17 protein-coding genes and 3 tRNA genes are annotated in these 17779 nt (G+C 59.2%); 8 read left to right on the top strand and 12 right to left on the bottom strand.

All coding sequences use genetic code 11. The features are described from left to right. The first annotated feature begins 148 nt into the window (after positions 1-148). Positions 149-514, top strand: coding sequence for a helix-turn-helix domain-containing protein (locus AAAU26_RS07105; RefSeq protein ID WP_113993110.1), 366 nt, complete (start codon positions 149-151; stop codon positions 512-514). 2 nt (positions 515-516) lie between these two features. After that, on the top strand, positions 517-2004 hold the full coding sequence (locus AAAU26_RS07100; RefSeq protein WP_227619289.1) for a tyrosine-type recombinase/integrase: 1488 nt from the start codon (positions 517-519) through the stop codon (positions 2002-2004). Positions 2005-2066: 62 nt separating this feature from the next. Here the strand turns inward: AAAU26_RS07100 and AAAU26_RS07095 are convergent. Further along, positions 2067-2145: transfer RNA gene (locus AAAU26_RS07095), tRNA-Leu, on the bottom strand. A gap of 533 nt (positions 2146-2678) precedes the next feature. On the opposite strand from AAAU26_RS07095, the gene AAAU26_RS07090 reads away from it, so the two are divergent. Next, positions 2679-3158 (top strand): hypothetical protein, encoded by a 480-nt coding sequence (locus AAAU26_RS07090; RefSeq protein ID WP_227619288.1) that lies wholly within the window; start codon positions 2679-2681, stop codon positions 3156-3158. Between the two features lie 322 nt (positions 3159-3480). Then, positions 3481-3783, top strand: coding sequence for a DUF6465 family protein (locus AAAU26_RS07085; RefSeq protein ID WP_158394958.1), 303 nt, complete (start codon positions 3481-3483; stop codon positions 3781-3783). A 59-nt stretch (positions 3784-3842) separates the two neighbouring features. Here the strand turns inward: AAAU26_RS07085 and AAAU26_RS07080 are convergent, their stop codons facing one another. From AAAU26_RS07080 to AAAU26_RS07070, 3 genes are read right to left on the bottom strand one after another with little or no spacing between them, the layout of a single operon-like run. After that, positions 3843-5339, bottom strand: a complete 1497-nt coding sequence (locus tag AAAU26_RS07080) for a carboxypeptidase M32 (RefSeq protein ID WP_227619287.1) — start codon at positions 5337-5339, stop codon at positions 3843-3845. Between the two features lie 25 nt (positions 5340-5364). Then, positions 5365-6003: a metallophosphoesterase family protein gene (locus tag AAAU26_RS07075; protein ID WP_227619286.1), complete on the bottom strand. Its 639-nt coding sequence runs from the start codon at positions 6001-6003 to the stop codon at positions 5365-5367. Positions 6004-6046: 43 nt separating this feature from the next. Next, positions 6047-7969 carry a BMP family ABC transporter substrate-binding protein gene (locus AAAU26_RS07070; protein WP_227619285.1) on the bottom strand — a complete coding sequence of 641 codons (1923 nt, stop codon included), beginning with the start codon at positions 7967-7969 and terminating at the stop codon, positions 6047-6049. 168 nt (positions 7970-8137) lie between these two features. Between AAAU26_RS07070 and AAAU26_RS07065 the strand changes: the two genes are divergently transcribed. From AAAU26_RS07065 to AAAU26_RS07050, 4 genes are all read left to right on the top strand, one after another. Continuing rightward, entirely contained in the window at positions 8138-8704 is a 567-nt protein-coding gene (locus AAAU26_RS07065; protein WP_227619284.1) for a DUF1643 domain-containing protein, read from the top strand. Between the two features lie 21 nt (positions 8705-8725). After that, positions 8726-9265, top strand: coding sequence for a phosphatase PAP2 family protein (locus AAAU26_RS07060; protein WP_227619283.1), 540 nt, complete (start codon positions 8726-8728; stop codon positions 9263-9265). A 135-nt stretch (positions 9266-9400) separates the two neighbouring features. Further along, positions 9401-9474: transfer RNA gene (locus AAAU26_RS07055), tRNA-Arg, on the top strand. Between the two features lie 8 nt (positions 9475-9482). Beyond that, positions 9483-9559 (top strand) — tRNA-His (locus AAAU26_RS07050). A gap of 266 nt (positions 9560-9825) precedes the next feature. Here the strand turns inward: AAAU26_RS07050 and AAAU26_RS07045 are convergent. From AAAU26_RS07045 to AAAU26_RS07010, 8 genes are all read right to left on the bottom strand, one after another. After that, positions 9826-11136, bottom strand: coding sequence for a cell envelope biogenesis protein TolA (locus AAAU26_RS07045; protein WP_227619282.1), 1311 nt, complete (start codon positions 11134-11136; stop codon positions 9826-9828). A gap of 13 nt (positions 11137-11149) precedes the next feature. After that, positions 11150-11338 carry a hypothetical protein gene (locus AAAU26_RS07040; RefSeq protein WP_149794530.1) on the bottom strand — a complete coding sequence of 63 codons (189 nt, stop codon included), beginning with the start codon at positions 11336-11338 and terminating at the stop codon, positions 11150-11152. Positions 11339-11340: 2 nt separating this feature from the next. After that, positions 11341-13224 carry a hypothetical protein gene (locus AAAU26_RS07035; protein WP_227619281.1) on the bottom strand — a complete coding sequence of 628 codons (1884 nt, stop codon included), beginning with the start codon at positions 13222-13224 and terminating at the stop codon, positions 11341-11343. Between the two features lie 12 nt (positions 13225-13236). Next, entirely contained in the window at positions 13237-13620 is a 384-nt protein-coding gene (locus tag AAAU26_RS07030; RefSeq protein WP_227619280.1) for a hypothetical protein, read from the bottom strand. Between the two features lie 83 nt (positions 13621-13703). Then, complete coding sequence (locus AAAU26_RS07025) at positions 13704-13919, bottom strand: hypothetical protein (RefSeq protein ID WP_015565805.1); 216 nt, start codon at positions 13917-13919, stop codon at positions 13704-13706. Between the two features lie 21 nt (positions 13920-13940). Further along, entirely contained in the window at positions 13941-14960 is a 1020-nt protein-coding gene (locus tag AAAU26_RS07020) for a N4-gp56 family major capsid protein (RefSeq protein ID WP_227619279.1), read from the bottom strand. A gap of 28 nt (positions 14961-14988) precedes the next feature. Next, the gene (locus AAAU26_RS07015; RefSeq protein ID WP_227619278.1) at positions 14989-15942 is read right to left on the bottom strand and encodes a ribosomal-processing cysteine protease Prp; all 954 of its coding nucleotides are present in this window, start codon (positions 15940-15942) and stop codon (positions 14989-14991) included. Beyond that, positions 15939-17711, bottom strand: a complete 1773-nt coding sequence (locus AAAU26_RS07010; protein ID WP_227619277.1) for a portal protein — start codon at positions 17709-17711, stop codon at positions 15939-15941. Before AAAU26_RS07010 ends, AAAU26_RS07015 begins: the two co-directional genes overlap by 4 nt. Between the last annotated feature and the right edge of the window lie 68 nt (positions 17712-17779).

Genomic DNA, 17779 nt, shown 5'->3' with positions numbered 1-17779 from the left:
GTGCAGGAAAGACGCACTGCCGATGAAGTTCTAAGCTCAAATATCTCCTTTGGCAAGGGCGATGGTACCCGAAAAAGACCATTTGCTCTTTACATATAGTATTTTCTGCTGAATAATCGACATATTGAACTAGAAAGAGAGGACAGGAATGAGCGAGATCGCAGCCTGCACTTTGATTCAGGAAGAGCCTGACCGAAAGACGGAGAGGTATCTGACGATGTTCAAGGACTACCCGGATGTGGTGACGGTGGAGCATCTTCAGGAAATGCTTGGCATCTGCCGGAAGAATGCGTATCTGTTGGTCAAGCAGAATAAGATCCACTCGGCGCGTGTAGGACGCAGCTATAAGATACCAAAACTCTGCGTGGTAGAGTACCTGCTCGATCAGGATCGGCAACTTGGAGGGATGCACCTTTCAAACTCCCTTGTGCCATCCTTGCAAAACACTCCAGAATCTTCTAAACTTATGATGCCTAAGCAAAGGACGTTTGGCTGCGAACAGAAAGGAGCATAACTATGACAAATGTGGCCGGACATTTAAGAGAACAAAACGGTATGTATCAGATGATTCTGAGCTGGAAAGACACAGATGGAAAGCGCAGAACCAAATCCATCAGCACAGGACTTCCTGTTAAAGGAAACAAAAAAAGAGCTGAATCTCTGTTGCGTAAAACACAAAAAGAGTTTAACCCTGAAACGATGCAGCAGGTTTCCGACCTGCCGGTATCGGAATATCTGAACCGCTGGCTTCGAGAAAGCGTGATGAACCTTCCGCCCGAAACCTATGGCAGTGATCTGGGAAGAGTAGTTGTCCCATACTTTGAAAAGAAGCGGCTGTCTTTGAAAGCACTCTCTCCGCGCGATCTGGAAACGTTCTTCCGCTATGAGCGTCAGCAGGAGGAGGCCAGTGTACAGCAGCTTCTGGATTGGCACAAGGAGTTGACCGATGCCCTACAATATGCCGTTGACAATAATTGGCTGAAGGTCAGCCCCATCAAAGAAGTTGACCCCTGCCTTGATAACTCCCCGGTACTTTTCACCGACTTCATCACGGACTGGTTGAAAATGATGAAGTCACGAGTGGAAATCACAACCTATACCAGCTATGAAAGAGCAATCGTTCACAAGATCGTCCCATATTTTGAACCGCTCCACTATACATTGCAGGATATGGAACAGCATCCCAAATACATCCAAGACTTCTACCAGCATGAGTTGGATCGTGGCCTTACGGCAAACACCGTCATTCACTATCACGCCAACATCCGCAAATGCTTGCAGTACGCTTTTCAAATCGGCATGATCCGTTCCAACCCGGCAGATCGCGTTGAACGTCCTCGTAAGGAAAAGTTCAAGTCGGAGATTTACAGCGGTGAAGAACTGGAGCAGCTTTTCAAAGCGATTCAAGGTGACCCTTCGGAGTTTGGCGTTATCATGGCTGCATTCTACGGCCTGCGGCGCAGTGAAGTTGTTGGCTTGAAATGGGATGCCATTGACTTTGAAAACAAGAAAATCAGCATTCAGCATACGGTTGTGACCGCAAAGGTCAACGGAACGCTAACAGAAATCGCACGAGATAAGACAAAAACAAAGTCGAGCTGCCGGACACTTCCCCTAATCCCTGCCTGTGAGCAGATGCTCAATAAAATGAAAAAGGAGCAGGAGCAGAATCGGAAGGTCTGCGGCAAAAGCTATTGCACCGATTATCTTGACTATATCTATGTAGACCCGATGGGAAAACGGATTCGGCCCGATTTCCTGAGCCAACATTTCCCGGATTTTCTGGTCGCACACCAGATGAAGCGTATCCGCTTTCACGATCTGCGCCATAGCTGCGCCAGTCTGCTCTATGCCAATGGCGTGAGCCTGAAGGAGATTCAGGAGTGGCTGGGGCACAGCGACATCAGCACGACAAGCAACATTTATACACATCTGGATTTCTCCAGTAAGGTATCTTCGGCGAATGCAATCGTCAATATCTTCCCAGAAAACGCCAAAGTATAAAAAATGGGCAAAAAAGAAAAACAGCCTAAAATCTTTCGATCCTAAGCTGTTTTATGATGAAGTGCCGATGGTGGGACTCGAACCCACATGGTTTCCCGAACGATTTTGAGTCGTTTGCGTCTGCCATTCCGCCACATCGGCTGATATTCAATTTTGAGACATTCGTACCGGTTTCTGAAGATTGGAGGGATGTTCAGGAGGGATGTAAGAAATCCTGCTTCGACAAACCTTCAAAATTCAACGCACAATCGTGAATTTCTCGTACAGACAAGAAAAATCACGAAGCGGATTTTGAGTCGTTTGCGTCTGCCATTCCGCCACATCGGCTTATATTCAATTTTGGGACATTAGTACCGGTTTCTGAAGATTGGAGGGATGTTCAGGAGGGATGTAAGAAATCCTGCTTCGACAAACTTTCAAAATTTAACGAGCACTCGTGAATTTCTCGCACAGACACGAAAAATCACGAAGCGGATTTTGAGTCCCCCTCGTCTGCCATTCCGACACACCGGCGTATTCTGTTTTACAGACAACATAGTTATTATAGCGGATTTTTCTCTCAAAATCAAGATGCAGCTCACAACTCATCAAATTTCTGCAGATTTCCTCTCCCTTTTTGGGCCGCGGGCGTGTATACTGAGAGAGACAACATCGTACCCAAAGGAGTACTCTCTATGAATCATTTTCTTTCTGCCCCCGTTACCGACGCCCAGCGCCAGCGCGACGCGCTGTTAGGGGCGCTGGTGGGACTGGCCCGCTCCACCGTCAACGAGCCGAAGACCGAGGATACCGACCGTGTGCTGGCCTCCGGTCTCCGGCTGGCTGCAGACCCGGACGCTGCCGAAGACGCGCTGCGCCGGATGTACAGCATCGTCGAGACAGAAAAGCACCGCGTCGCCCCCAACTGCGCCACCTGCACCATGCGCTGCGGCAACACCGACAACTACGACTTCGCCCGGCTCTGGGCCGCGCCGGAGGACATCCGCGCCCTCAAACTGCGGCTGCTGGCAGCAGTATTCCGGCTGGCACAGGGCTGCCCGGACGCTTGCGCACAGGAGGTCATTGATCAGGCCCTTTTTGTCCTCGCCGAAGACTGGGACGAGGAACTTCTCGCCCCCGTCGTGAAGCGGGCCGAGGACTGCTGTGCCGGGTAATTCCCCGGAAATTTCTGCTTTTCCCCGTGCGCTGCATTTCTTTTCTCTCCGCTGCGCCGCACACAAATCCGGACAGTTTCTTTTTTCTAGGGCATTCTTCCCCCTTTTTGTCAGAATTTAGTGCTCCGGGCGCAGAAATATGGGGATGATTTTTCCAAAAAATACTTTACAAACGTCAAAGAAATAACTATTATATAAGTATAGTGCTCCAAATCGTTGGCACGAACAGAAAGCGGTCGGACTGACCGGTAATACAGCTTCCGGCCCGGAAATCATCCACGTTTCCAATTTGCAGTGGAATACAGGAAAGAAGGTATAAGCTATGTCTGAGAAAAAGTCTGCTGCCCCTGCAGCTGTCGCTGCTCCTGAGGCTCCTGCGGCAGAGCCGAAGAAGCGCAAATCTTCTGGTGCTGCACAGCGGCGCGGTCGTCCCCCGCTCTCCCCGGAGGTTTATGTCGAGTTCGGCACCAACCAGTACAACATCACCGATGTCATCGAGCGCGCCAAGGCCGACTACCGCGCCACTCATAAGGTGGGCGTCCAGTCCTGCAAGGTCTACGTCAAGCCTGAAGAGGGTATGGCCTACTATGTCATCAACAAAGTCTCCGGCAAGCTGGAGCTGTGATGTTCCTCAACACGAACAAAGGCGTCTGCACAGTCATTTGTGCAGACGCCTTTTCTTTTTTATAAGCCGTACAGTTCGGTGTACTTTCGGGTAAGGTACTGGATATAATCCTCAGCACTGAAATCACCGCAGGCGTTCTTCACCACGTCGGCAGGCTCCATCAGCCCGCCGTACTGGTGGACTTTTTCCCGCAGCCACGCCGTGATGGGTGTGAGGTCGCCCTTTGCCGCCGCGCCCCAGACGTCCACGTCCTGTTCCATCCGGCGGAGCATCTGAGCGCCGTAGGCACTGCCCAGCGCGTAAGACGGGAAGTAGCCGAACGCGCCGCCCGACCAGTGGCTGTCCTGTAAACAGCCATCCCGGTCATTCGGCACCTCGATGCCCAGATATTCCTTATAAAGCTTCGCCCAGACAGCCGGCACATCTTTTGCTTCCAGCGTGCCGCCGATGAGCTGCTTTTCGATCTCATACCGTACCATGACGTGGAGGCAGTAGGTCAGCTCGTCGGCCTCGGTGCGGATGAGGCTGGGCTGAGCCTTATTGACAGCGCGGTAAAACTGCTCTGCACTCACGCCGCCCAGCTGCTGGGGAAAGAACTCCTGCACCTTGGGATAGATAGCTTCCACGAAGGGCCGCGACCGCCCAATGAGGTTCTCATAGAAACGGGACTGGCTCTCGTGGACGCCCATTGAGACTCCGCCCGCAAGACAGGTGTACTGCAGGTCATCCCGGATGCCCAGTTCATACAGAGCATGGCCGCCCTCGTGAAGGACAGAGTACATCGAGGATGCCACATTGTGCTCGTCGTAGTTGGTGGTGATGCGGACATCCTTATTGTTGAATTCCAGCGTAAAGGGATGCTCCGTCTCACCCAGACCACAATGGCTGCGGTCGAGGCCCATCACCTCCATCAGATAGTCGGCGAAGGCCTTCTGCTGTGCTGCCGGATACTCCTGATGGAGGAAGCTGTCGTCGATCTGCGGCTTCTCGCCGATTTTGTGGATGAGCGGCACCAGCCCCTCCCGCAGCGTCGCAAAGAAGCTGTCCAGCATCTTCCTATCCACGCCGCGCTCATACTCGTTCAGCAGAGCGTCATAGGGCGCTTTCGAGGCGTCATAATAACCGGCAAAGCGGCGATTGTAATCTACAAGCTCCTGCAAGACGGGGCAGAACAGGGCGAAATCGTCCTGTGCCTTGGCCTTGTGCCAGACGTCGTCCGCCCGGTTGCACAGCTCTTTGTAGGCCATATATTCGTCCGCCGGGATGCGGGTCAGCTGCTCACAGCTGCGGCGCAGCTCCTCCACTTCGCGGTGGTGGACGAGGTCCAGCTCCCCGGCCCGGGCGCTCAGCTCATCCAGCAGCGCTTTCGTCTCGGGGCAGGTCATCAGTTTCTGGCTTTCTCCCGCCAGAATGCTCATGGCCACGCCCCGGCCCTCGGAGGTATCGCTGGGCGCGGTGGTCACAGCGTCCAGATAAAGGGAGCTGTCCGCACAGTGGTAGGCGTACAGCTTCTTTTGCAGCAATTCCAGCTGCTGCAAGGCGCGTTCTATCTCCATTGTCGTTCTCCTTTTTCTTTGATTTTTATCCCCGCCCGAACAGCTTCCGCTTCGGCACCTGAACGGGGTCGGGTATCTCAAACTCGTACCGCTCGGTAGCGTTGATGACCGTCGTGCCGCCCCGGGTGCAGACACGGGGCAGGTTTGCCCCATAATTCAGATGCATATGCCCGTGGATGAACCACTTGGGCTGATACAGGTCCATCAGATCGTTGAACACCTGAAACCCCTTGTGGGCCTTGTCGGTGCCGTCGTTGAGGCCGGATGCCGGGGCATGGGTCAGCAGGATGTCGATGCCGCCCGCCCGCCGGGCCGCGAGCCAGAGCTTCCGGGCGCGCCGCCGCATTTCAGCCTCAGTGTACTGGAAGGTATCGTCCCTGTTGTACCGATTGCACCCGCCCAGGCCCATGATGCGCAGTCCCTTCCAGACATAGACCGCATCGTCCACACAGATACAGCCACCCGGTTCTGACTCCTTGTAACTGCCGTCGTGGTTGCCGTGGACGTACAGGATGGGGACGGTGGTGAAGTTTGTGAGGTATTCGAGATATTTTTTCGGCAGATCACCGCAGGAGAGGATAAGGTCGATGCCTTCCAGCCGCTTGCGGACGCTCTCGTCCCAGAGCAGTTTGGACGGCACATCCGAAATCGCAAGTATTTTCACGATGCTTTTGCTCCATTCTTTTCTATCCTTGGGTCTTTGCCTGTTACTGCGGCGTTCCCTTTACGTTGTCCAGACCATTGATGTTCAAAAGGCTGCGGGTCTTGGCGTCCAGTTCGTCGTAGCTGGGCAGTTCGCCCTCCACGCACTCTTCCAGCCAGTCCATCTCCATCAGTTCCTTGGGCGTATAAATGCCGGAAGCCGCATGGTGAAGGGCATGGCCCTGACTGTAGCTCTCGGTCGGGAAAACCTGTATCTCCCCATCGCAGAGCTGGCGCTCTGCCATCTTGAGCAGCTGCATGGTGCCGTCGTTCAGCCGGGTGGGGTATTCCACCCGCTCGGCACCGCTCTTGAGGCCCCACCAGTAGTTGATCGCCCTGCCGCCGGGGGCGCTGTCCCATGTTCCGGCAAACACGGAGCGGACGATCTCGGTGAAGAACACGTCCCACCGCCACTCCGGCAGGCCCAGCGGCTGCAGAACGCCGTCGGGCAGGCGGCGGCAGAGGCCGTAATCGCGGTAGGTGCCTTCCGGCTCCCGGAAGTCCTGACTGTAGAAGACTTCGATGTCTTTCCTGTCAGAGAAATCCTGCGGGTGTGCCGCATCGCACAGACAGGCCCAGCGCAGCACCACCCGGCTGTCGGGCCGGACGGCACGCACGCCCTGAGCAAAGGCATTGATGGCCGCAGGCACACCGTACACCGGGTTTGCAGCCACATAGCCCACCTTGTCGCTGTGGGAGACGATGCCCGCCAGCATTCCCAGCAGATAGGTCACCTCATAGGTGCGGGGGTAGTAGGTGCGCACCAGCGGATGAGGCGCATTGAGGGAACAGTTCAAGAAACGGGTCTTGGGGTGCTGGGCCGCGACCTTCAGGCAGGCGGTGTGCATCCGGGCGCTGGTGGTGAAGACGATGTCCGCATGGTCATGGGCCACCTCTTCCAGCACCTGCTCTGCATCCACCTCGGGGTTGACGTTCTCCCGGCAGCTGACATAGAGCTTATCCGGGAAAGCTTTCACCAGCGCGGCGCGGCCCTTGTCCTGTCCGCGCACCCATGCGCTGGTCTGGGCGTTGTGCTCGTGGAGGAACACCACCCGCAGCTCGCTGGGGCGGGAGCTGAAAATGTTCAGCTTGCTCAGCAGCGGCTCAGAGCTTTGCTTCGGCTCCAGCAGCAGTTCCACAGCGTGGGGCTCTGCCAGAATTTTCACCTCGTCCCAGAGGCGGGCCAGATTCTCCCGCACCTTGGTCGGGGTGGACTCGCAGGCGTCGGCGTAACGGTACACCGACAGGTACACCAAAAGCGCGTCGCCCGGCGTCAGGCCCAGTGAGCCGCCGCCCAGCGCATAGAACTGCTGGCTGAACATGGTGTAGAGGGACGAAAAATTCAGCCGGTCGTCGTCCGTCCACGCCTCGCCCGTGGCCTTACAGGCCAGCGTCTGCAGCTTTGCATAGCCCCCCAGCCGGGAGAAGCTGACGTAGTTGATGCGGGAAAACTTGTAAAAATCAAGGAACTCGTAATAGAGCTTATTCTCCAGCGTGTCATTCTTTGCCGGGATGAGCCGGGTGACAGTGCCGGGAATTTTCACGGCCTCATAGTATTTGAGGACGGAGACACGCTTATTGCCCTCCTGCACATAGAATTTGTTCAGGTATTCGAAGGCAATAATAGGGGTGTGGATGCCCTCTTCCAGATGGGCGTCACAGAGGTTCGACCACTTGACTGCAAACTCGGTGTCGTCTTCGAGAAGAGGCATGAAATTGGAGGCAAAGGCGGTGTGGCGTCCGGCGGTCTTGGTACCCACGATGCTCTCGGCCGGGATGTCCACCAGCCCCAGAGGCTCCTGCGCCACGATGTCCACATCGGTGAGGATGTCGTCCAGCACCGCGAGATAAGGCGACTGTCCCCGGGCCACATTGGCCCGATAGGCACGCTGGCCTGCACGCTGGGCGCTGCGGTAATCTTCTATCATAAACAAAACTCCTTCTGCTTTTTCAGCAAGCGAAGAGGGATACTTTCCTCTAAGGGATAGTATAGCATGAAAATCGAAATTATGGGAGACTTTCTCGCCGCAAGGTGTTGCTTTCACACAAATTTTAAGGTACGATAAAAGAAACACACGTTTCTTGTGAGGTAAGCTATGCTTTGTGAAACTCTTCCCCGGCTGGAAGCCGACGAATATCCCGGCGGTCTGTGGTACTACGAGCCCCACACCTACCAGCCCTACCGCTATGTGCTGGGGCGGGTGGGCCGCCGCCCGCTGGTGTGCATCGGCATCAACCCCAGCACCGCCCAGCCCGGTGCGCTGGACCCCACTCTGAAGAGCGTCGAGCGTCTGGCCAACGCCAACGGCTTCGACAGCTGGATCATGTTCAACGTCTACCCCCAGCGGGCCACCAACCCCAACGACATGGACAAAACGCCTGACCGCACCCTCTGCGACGAAAATCTCCGCTGGCTGCAGGCCGTGCTGGCCCAGACCGAGCCCACCATGTGGGCCGCATGGGGTACTCTTATTGAAAAGCGGGACTATCTGCCCGGCCTGATGCGGGAGATGGTTGCCCTGACGCGGGAAAAGAACATCCCCTGGGTGACCTTCGGCCCCCGCAGCAAAAAGGGCCACCCCCACCATCCCCTCTACCTGCGCAAGGACTCCACGCCGGAGCCTTTCGATGTAGAAAACTATCTCAACACCTGTTTTGACTGAATCTCTCAGGGAGGGAATTGCATGACACCGGAACGATATAAAAAACTAACAGACTGGCTCGAGGGACATCCCGCCCTGCGGGAGGGCATCATTCTGCTCAACCGCTGGCTCCCCCTCGTGCCTTTCGTCTGCTATCCGGTGCTTCTGGTACTGCTCAACCTCCGGTGGTTCACGATGCTCACCATCGGACGGGGCGGCGGCGCTCTTGATTTTATGCAGGTCATTGCCCGGGCCATTCTCGTTCCGGGTCTGGCTTTCGGGCTGGGAACCATCCTGCGGGCGAGGCTCAACTTTCCCCGCCCTTATGAGCAGCCGGGCTTCGTGCCGCTGGTATCTAAGGAGACCCACGGCAATTCCTGCCCTTCCCGCCACGCACTCAGTGCCGCCGTCCTCGGGATGGTGTGGCTCTACTTCTACCCTGCCGTCGGCGTCGTGATGCTGGCCATCGCCGCCCTCATCTGTCTGCTGCGGGTGCTTTCTGGGGCGCACTTCGTCCGGGATGTGCTGGCAGGCGCAGCCTTCGGGCTTACGTTCGGCTTTGTGGGGATGTGGCTGCTGTGAGAAGCCTTTTGCAAAAAGCGCAAAAAAGTTTCAAATTTCTCTTGACAGAACCCCGGGGCTATGGTATTATACTTCTCGCAGCGTGCTTCGACTTACAGCTGCGAACCATATCAGAACCCAATGGGATAACAACGTGCGCCCGTAGCTCAGGTGGATAGAGCAACTGCCTTCTAAGCAGTGGGCCGGGGGTTCGAGTCCCTTCGGGCGCATTGATGTGGTGCCCATAGCGTAGTCGGTTAACGCGCCAGATTGTGGATCTGGAGACCGTGGGTTCGAGTCCCACTGGGCACCCCACTAAAAAGACCCGCGAGCATATGCTTGCGGGTCTTTTTCTATTGTGGGGATGCCCAGTGCAGCCGAACCGACCGCCGCCTGCGGCGGAAACAGGGAGGTGAGGCTGGGGCCGCGCTCTGATTTTTCAAGGCCCCGCCAAGGGGCTGCGGAAAAATCAGCAAGCGCAACTCGTGAGCTACTCTCCCTCCTCTTCTACTTTATAAACAAACCAAGGCCGCAGCCCAGAGCACCTTTCCGTGTTCTACGCTGCGGCCTTTTCGTATTTTTCAGCTTCCCAACTGCTTTAGGATATTGGCGACCTCATCGTTGGAGTAGCCCTCCTTCAGCAGTTCGCTGCGGATGGCCGTGTCGCTCCTGCCCTGCCGGTAGAGGCGGGCTGCGCTGTAAGGTACGATGGTGCCGCCTCCGGACGACAGCACCGACCCGCTGCCCGAGCCTCCCGAACTGCCCGCACTCTTTGCCCCGGCGTTTGCCGCAGCCTGCTGGGCGCTCTGGGCTGCCTTGGACTGCTTGAGCGCCCATTCGCCCTTGGCGATATTCAGCTTTTCGCTGGTCACATTGTTGTTGAACTCCTGCTGGCGCAGGGTGTCCTGATACTGCCGCTCCGCCTGCTCGTTCTTGTACTTCTGCTGGGCAAGGCTGTCCTGCCGCTGGGTCTCCTGCATCTGTTGGTCCCACGCAGCGTCAGCACGCTCGGCCGCGTAGGCGCGGTCTTTGGCATACATATTATACCCGGTGTTGGCCAGCGTACCCACCAGCGAGCCGATGCCGGTGGTCCCGGTGATGGCCAGCTGCACCGCGTCGCCGATAACGCCCAGAATGCTCAGCACATTATTGAACGTCTGCTGGCGCTTGGCGATGGCCTGCTGCTCCTGATTGGAATAGTAGCCGTACAGGGTGTCCAGCCGGCCCAGATAGTCCTGATAGCGACCATAGTCCTGCTCGTAGGCAGCATTGTAGGCGCTGCCCTTCCGGTCGAGCTGACTGTAATAGTCCGACAGCTCCGCGTTATACTGCGCCTGTGCGTTCTGCTCCTGCGTGTTGAGCTGGTCGATTCGGGTCACGACATCGTCGCCCTCACTGTTGTAGGTGTCCAACGCCAGCCGGTAGAGGGACGGCAGGGCGTCGTTCAGCGCGCCCATCTGCTGCTGGTACGCCTGCTGGGCCACACTGGCCGCATAGCTGGAGCCGTAGCCGCCGGTGAGGGCCGCAGCCTGTGCGGCGGCGTCCGCGCTGGCGTTGCGGGCGTTCTGGGTGTACTGCTGGGCATACTGGCGGTAGAGCGGGTCCTGTGCATAGCTGTACTGGAAGCTGTTCCGCTCCAGCAGCTGACCGATGAGGTCTTCGATGCGGCCCTGATAGGTGCTCTCATACTTGCCCGGACGGTTCTGCTGCCAGTTTTTCAGGTCCGCTGCTGCGTCGGTGACGCTCTGGCCGGGGGTGTACACCGCATTTGTCAGTGCATTCTCCACCTCTTTGCGGCTGTTCAGTCCCGCCGTGCTGTAGGAGGACTGGACTGCAGGCTGGGCAGTCACATCTTCCAGCAGCTGCTGTTCTTTCTTTTTCTCGGTGCTCATAAATTCTCCTTTCTCACTGGATGCTGTTCAGCCGGGCGCGCAGCGGCTCCGACATATTTTCCACGTCCAGATTGCAGAGCACATATTGTAATTGCTCCTGCATCTGGTATAAGTAGTTACGGATGGCGCGGGCATCCTCCGCGTCCATGTTCTCGCTCAGATGGGGCAGTCCGATCTTCGAAAGTCCCGTGACACTTGCCATGTTCAGTTCACCTCCTGTGCCAGAATGCCGCCCTTCGCGGCGGCGCTCGTCCGGGTCAGGCTGCGCAGGGTGAGCTGACCTCTGCCCTTCAGCCGGAACCGCAGGCTCCCGCACCGCCTCGGCACAAACGGAACATCGAAGCAGCGCCGCCCGTCGGCGGTCAGCTGGGCCAGTGTCTCCCACGCTCCGCTGTCGTAACTCACAGCCACCTCGATGCGGCTCTTCACCTCGGCCTCGAGCCGGAGCGTCAGCCGGGAGAGATACAGCTCTTCCGGGCTGTCCAGCCCGATGTTCCCGCTGACGAGCTCGAAGCTCACGCCGTCCTCGATACCGCCCGCCTGCTGCCAGTTCTCCTCCCGGTCTGCATCTGCGGCCCAGATGGCCTTTCCGTCCCAGAGATAGAGCTGCCCGCCGCTTCCGGCCATCTCGTAGGAGCAGACATCTTCCTCCTGCCAGAGCCCCCGCTCGGTGTCGTAGACCAGCAGCCGCACGGCCTGGGCTTCGCCGCTGCCCCGCACGAGGTGCAGATAATACCGCCCGTCCAGCGCGCCGCCCAGCGCCGACTTCACGTTCCGCAGCCGGGCCGGGTCGAGGGCCGTCGAGACTTTGGTGGGGATGCTGCCGTCCCAGGCCATCACGCCGTCGGGCGAGAGATAATAAAGTGTCTCGTTGATGACGCAGAGGCTCCGGGCAGCGCCCTTTGCCACTCCCCGGCAGCGCAGGCTGCTGAGCTGGAAATCCGAGGGCTTGGAGCCGTAAAGCTTGTGAAGGGTGTTTTCCTTGAAGAAAAGCGCGTATCCCATACAGGTAGCCGCGCCGGTAAATGCCCCGTCGCTGCCCACGGTCACAGCATAGCTGTCGGCGGCAATACCCCGGTAGGAGAACCAGTTGGTGGGGTCGCCCAGCTTGCAGGCGTAGATGACGTTCTCCTTGTTGGAGCATCCCCACACCCGGTTGTCGCACTCGGTCAGGTAGTCCATATCCGGCACCCGGCGTTCCAGCTCCACCACCTCTGCCGAGACGAACTCCCGGCTGACGCTGCCGTCCAGACTCACCCATCTTACCGCTGCGCCGGTGCGGGTCAGACGGCCATAGAACCACTCGCCGCCCGGGTCGGCCTTGACGCGCAGAGCATCTGCGCCGGCGTCGTAGACGATGCGGTCGCCGTCCAGCTCGTTCCACTGCCCGGCCTGTTCTGCTGCAGAGCCGGTGAGGGTCACGGTGTCCTCTGCTGCAAAGTCTGTTCCCACCCCCTTTGCCGAGATGCGGCAGTAGTCCAGCACCACCGCCGACCAGTTGCCGGACGCCTCACTATATACTTCCAGCGTGCTCTCGCTGCTCCATGGCTTTTCCGGGTCTTCCACCCGCAGGAAAAGCTGGCCGTCCGTCGGCTTGTCGGGTTCAGCAGGGCCGCAGCCACTCACCTCGTAGACCTTGCCTTCCGCGTCGCAGGGTGCAAACTCTACGCTGGTGTTTTTGCCCGACCACACCGCGCCCAGAGCGCTCACCTTCCGGCTGGCAGTGTCGAAAGCCAGCTTGTCCGGGAAGATCAGGATCTTCGTTCCGATGCCCACCAGCGTTTTCCTGCCGTTCTCCACGGTGTCTTTCAGGGTCACTTCCATCTCATCAGCATCATCCGGCGTGTAGACGAGGTCTCTGCCGCAGACGGTCAACAGGCCGTTCAGGTGATACATCCCGTTCAGGTCTGCTTCCTCCCGCAGCTTCCGCCGGGGCAGACGGGTGCTCAGGGCCGGGAAATTCCGGGCCGAAAAGTTGATGCCCGCGCTGTACTCTGCCTCGGTGCAGCTGTACGTCTCGTTCAGCCCGCCGAACACCCGCAGCATGTTCCGTGTGTTTTTCAGGCCGTTCCGGTTCGAAAGTATCATCTTTCTCCCTCCTTACCAACGCCAGCTGCAGCCCCGGGTGGGCAGATTCTTCCGCCGCAGCCACGCGGCCAGTTCGGCTAAGATGCCGTTGTACTGAGCCTGCTCACCGGCGTACCGGTCGTTCTCGCCCAGCGCGGCGTCCGTCATGGCGCACAGATAGTGCGGGTACAGGCTGTCGAAGGGCGGCGGCACCAGCAGCACGTCGTCATCCCGCAGGCCGTTGTCCCACGCAATGTCCGCGCCCACGCCCTCCCGGCTGTCGGCGCTGCTGGGCCGGAAAAATTTCTCCCGCAGCATCCCGTCCACCTCGCACAGCCAGCGCTGCCGGGTGCGGGCCGCGACACGGCTGCCCGGGCGCAGCTCTTCGGCTCGCTCCATCGCTTCTCCTACCGTCATAAAAAGCCTCCTTTCGCTTTTTCCAAAAAGGCCCGGCAGAAGCGGCCTTCTCCGCCGTTTCTGCCGGGCCGCGTTGTCTTATTTTACTGGGCCGCAGTCTCTGCCGCAGCGATGCGGGCGGCGGTGTACTCGTCCTGCTGCTGGCTGTGTTCCAGCACCTCGGCCACTTCAGGCGGCACTTCCACCTCCACGCCCCGGCGGATCTTGTAGTTCACGCCGTTGACGCTCACGAACAGATCGCCCTTGTACCGGCTGTTGTCCTTGAACAGCCGGATGCGGACATTCTTCTTTTCTGCCATAGCTTCTCCTTTCCGGCCGGCTCAGTTTGCCGCCGCAGTGGTGGAATAGCTGGACACGCTCTCGATGCGCACCATGTACTGCTCCACCAGACGCTCGGCGGCGCGCATACCCTTCCAGCCCACAGAGGCGCGCTGGTTCAGCGGATCGTCGCCGTAGCCCAGCTGCTTGACGATGTGCTCCAGGCCGCCGCCTTCCAGCTCGGTGACGCCGTAGGCGTGGGCGCCCAGCACGAGGGTGCCAAAGACGGCCAGACCCTCCGGACAGGTAGCGTCCTTCCAGATCTTCGCCTCGCTGGTCTCGATGAAGCGGATGTTGCCCAGCTTGCCGATCTCGCCGCGGTACATGGTGTCGGGGTCGGCGTACTTGTGGGCCTCGATGAACTCCTTGCAGGTCTTGAGGTCGTAGGCGGCGTAGGGATGGATGATGGCGATGTAGCTGTCGCCGATGGGGTCAGCGTTCATCGCGCCCAGCTGTGCCGCAGCCTGGAAGAACAGCTTCGGGGTCAGGGTGCAGCTCTTGTCCAGCGCCTTGCGGCTGGTGACGGCAGTCTCGGTGCCGTCTGCGGAAAGCTTCGGCGCATAGATGACGTTGGTGCCGCCGGCCAGCACATCGCGGGTGATGCTGTCCATGGTGCGGCCCGCCTGGCTTGCCAGAACGCGGGTGGCCTGTACCACATTGTTGTCGATGGCCGTCATCTGCAGCACATCGGTGAGCGGAGTCCAGCCGCCGTACTGGTGCAGGTCGCTGGTGATGGTGGTCACATTCAGGGTTTGGCCGTTGGGAGTCACGCCCTCGGTCAGCGGGGTATCGGCCTTGGGCAGGCTGTCGTACTTGCGGAACTCAATGGTCTTGCCGCCGTTCTGGGGTACGGGATAGTAGTCCGCGAACTGGTCATGCACCAGACGGGGCTCTGCCTGGTCGATAAGACGCTTCTCGTAGAAGGTCTTCATCTCGTTGGTCATGGTGCCGGTGGTGTTCTGCAGGCTGGCAGAAGGGTCGGCAAAGAGCTGGAGGTCCATCTTCAGGTTGTAGTTTTTCATGTCATTTGTCCTTTCTGTATCAAAATTTTCAAAAACTGATCTTCACCCCGTGCATCGCACGGCGTTCCAGTGCCTCACGCTGGGCGCGGGTCATGCTGGCCACATCGGCCCGGGTGATGGCCGCACCACCGGGGCTGGTACCGTTTTCCGCCGGGCGGGCCGAACGCTGGCGGATGCGCTCCACAACGCCCTGCTCCACGGTCTGGGCGGTCTGACGCAGAGCGTCGTTGTAGTGGGCCAGACGGTAGGCGTCACCCATCCGCATCCCGGGCAGCTCCATCAGGCGGCGCATCTCGGGGTTCGCCAGCTCCTGCTTGAGCGAAAAATCCGGCATATCCCGGCGAAGCATCGCCTCTTCCGCCGCCCAGCGGGCGTGGAGGGCGCGGACGGTGTTCGCGCCCTCTCTCAGGCCCGGGATGGGCGGGAGCGGCAGCGGCGCAGGGCGTTCGGGCGGTGCAGGACGCTCTTCCGGCTCCTGCACTGCCGCCGGTGTCGGCACATCCGAAGCTTCCCGGCCCTCATCCGCCTTCATAGTCCCGGAGGCGATGGCCTGCTGAGCCTGTGCATGGCTGAGGGCAGGAGCGGAGGGGGCGGCGGCATCGCCGCCCTCCGAGGCAAAGAGCTGCAGATCCACCATCGACTGTTCTCCCCGTCCGCTCAAATCGGCGAAGCGGACATTGTCCGGGTAGCGTTCTGCCAGCAGAGCAAAGCCCGCCTTTGCAAATTCGAACGCCCCCTCCACCCACGGCTTCTGGGGTGCTGCCGCCGTCACGGCCAGACGCGGGCCGTCCGGCTCATCCCACACGCCGCTCCTGGTGCCTTCCTCGCCCGCCAGCAGGGCGCAGAGGGTCTGCATCAGGGTGCTGGCCCCCGCACACACGATGTCCTGCCCGGCGGGGGCATAGCCCGCATGGCCCGAAGCTTCCAGCCGACAGGTGGGGCCTGCCGGGCCATCCAGCTCGGTGTAGTTTACTTTTATCATCTCATTTCTCCTTTCTGCGTCTTCATCGCCCTCGCCATTGCAGCCGTGCTCAGCTCCTGTGCCGGGCCGCTGAGCTTGGGGGCTTTGGACTTTTTCTGCACTTCCAGCAGACCCGTCAGCTGGGCCATCTGGGCCTGCATCTGCGCCAGCTGCTGGGCAAGGGTGCCGTTCTGACGCACCCTCTGGCGCACCTTTTCGATGCCCTCAAAGTCCATCATTTCCAGCGCCGCCAGCGCGGCGTCGGCGTTGGCCGGGGCGAAAAAGCCCAGCTGATAGCACTCCTTGGCCGTCTCGTTCTGCGACAGGCGGGAGAAGGTGGACTTTTTCTCCGCACTCACCACGATGTCGAACACCGGCTCATGACTGCCCAGCTCCACGCCGCCCACGACTCTTGCAGGCTGGGCGCGGAGCACCTGGCCCGAAAAGCGGACGAACTCGCTCTCGCCGCTCTTGCCGGTGATGCGGAAGATGCGCTCCTCGTCGTAGAACTGCCTCATCAGCTCGATGATAAGGTAGCACTCTTTGGCAAATGCCCTGTAAGCGCTCTTGAGCATATCCCGGCTGAGCTTCGAACCCGCCTCCTGCAAGGCCGCGATGGCCGAAGCTGCCGTCACGCCGCCTGCGGTGCCGCCCTGGGTCATGTCACGGTTTCCGCTGATCTCCTTCAGCTCCTCGATGCGGCTGTTGCGGTAGCTCAGGCTGTTGCCCTGCAGACCCGCCGTCTGCAACGGCCGGAAACTGTCGTCGTTCAGGCGCCCCACCACATGGATGATGTCCCGCGACAGGTCAGTCAGCTCTTCCTCATTGACGCCCGCCGTGTCGCTCAGCACATACCGCTGGCGGGACGAGAGCAGGACGTTCTCGTCCATGGCGTGGTTCATCTTGTCGATGGCGGTCTGGCACTCCTTCATCACATCGATGTACCCGAAGCCCGCCGGGCTGTCCTCTTCCATGAACAGCGCGTCGAACACAAAGGGATACTTGCCGTGGTCGTAGAAGCCTCTTTCGGCCAGCGCCGGGTCGTTCTCGCTGGCGTAGAGCACCACGCCATTGCAGAACTTGCAGTAGTGCAGGACGCTCCTGCCCTCGGGGGAAAGCTTTTTGTAGTACCAGTCCACCACGACGCTCTTGTCGCTGGTATCAAGGCCGCCGTCGTGGATGTAATGCGGCACGTCCAGCACGCTGGCAGTATGTCCGGCCAGCTGGGGCCAGCGGCTTTCCAGCTGAGCCGTGTCGGCCAGACTCAGCGAGAAAAAGTGGGGCGACGCCTGAATATTGTCCACGCCCGGCTCCCAGTAGAGCATCAGCAGGTTCATGGGCCGGATGGCGATCTCGCCCACACCGCCCCGCTGCTCCGAATCCCAGAACACGCCTTTGACTCCGGTTCCCTGCTTGAGCTTGCGCCACCAGGTGTCGCTGTACACCCGCTCATAGTCAGCCTGTTCCAGCACCACGGGCAGCACGCTGGAAAGCGCCTGTGCCGCTGCCTCGTCGTCCTCGGCACGGGGCAGGACGTTGGGACTGGGGTAGTTGTCCATCGCGTCGGCATGCTTGTTGGCGATGGAGTTGAACAACCAGCCGCTGGACGGCTGGGGTTTGCCCTCCATCATGGGGTTCTGGTAGTTCTTCCAGTGTCCCATCCGGAACCACAGTTCGTTGTCCACCAGGCGCTTGTCCAGCGCGGCCTTGCCCGCCTTGTACCGCTGCAAGATCTGCGCAGCCTCAGCCACCTCTTCCGGCCCGATGGGCAGTTTTGTTGCTTCATCCATAGTATTTGTTTTTCTCCTTCCTGCCCTCTGTTGCAGGGCGCTATCGTTTTTCTCCGCCCCCAGCCTCT

Origin of the sequence: Faecalibacterium longum, assembly GCF_040094125.1 — a bacterium.
Lineage (GTDB): Bacteria > Bacillota > Clostridia > Oscillospirales > Ruminococcaceae > Faecalibacterium > Faecalibacterium longum.
The sequence above is the reverse complement of the archived record's forward strand: the minus strand, read 5'-3'. Positions and strand labels throughout refer to the sequence as shown.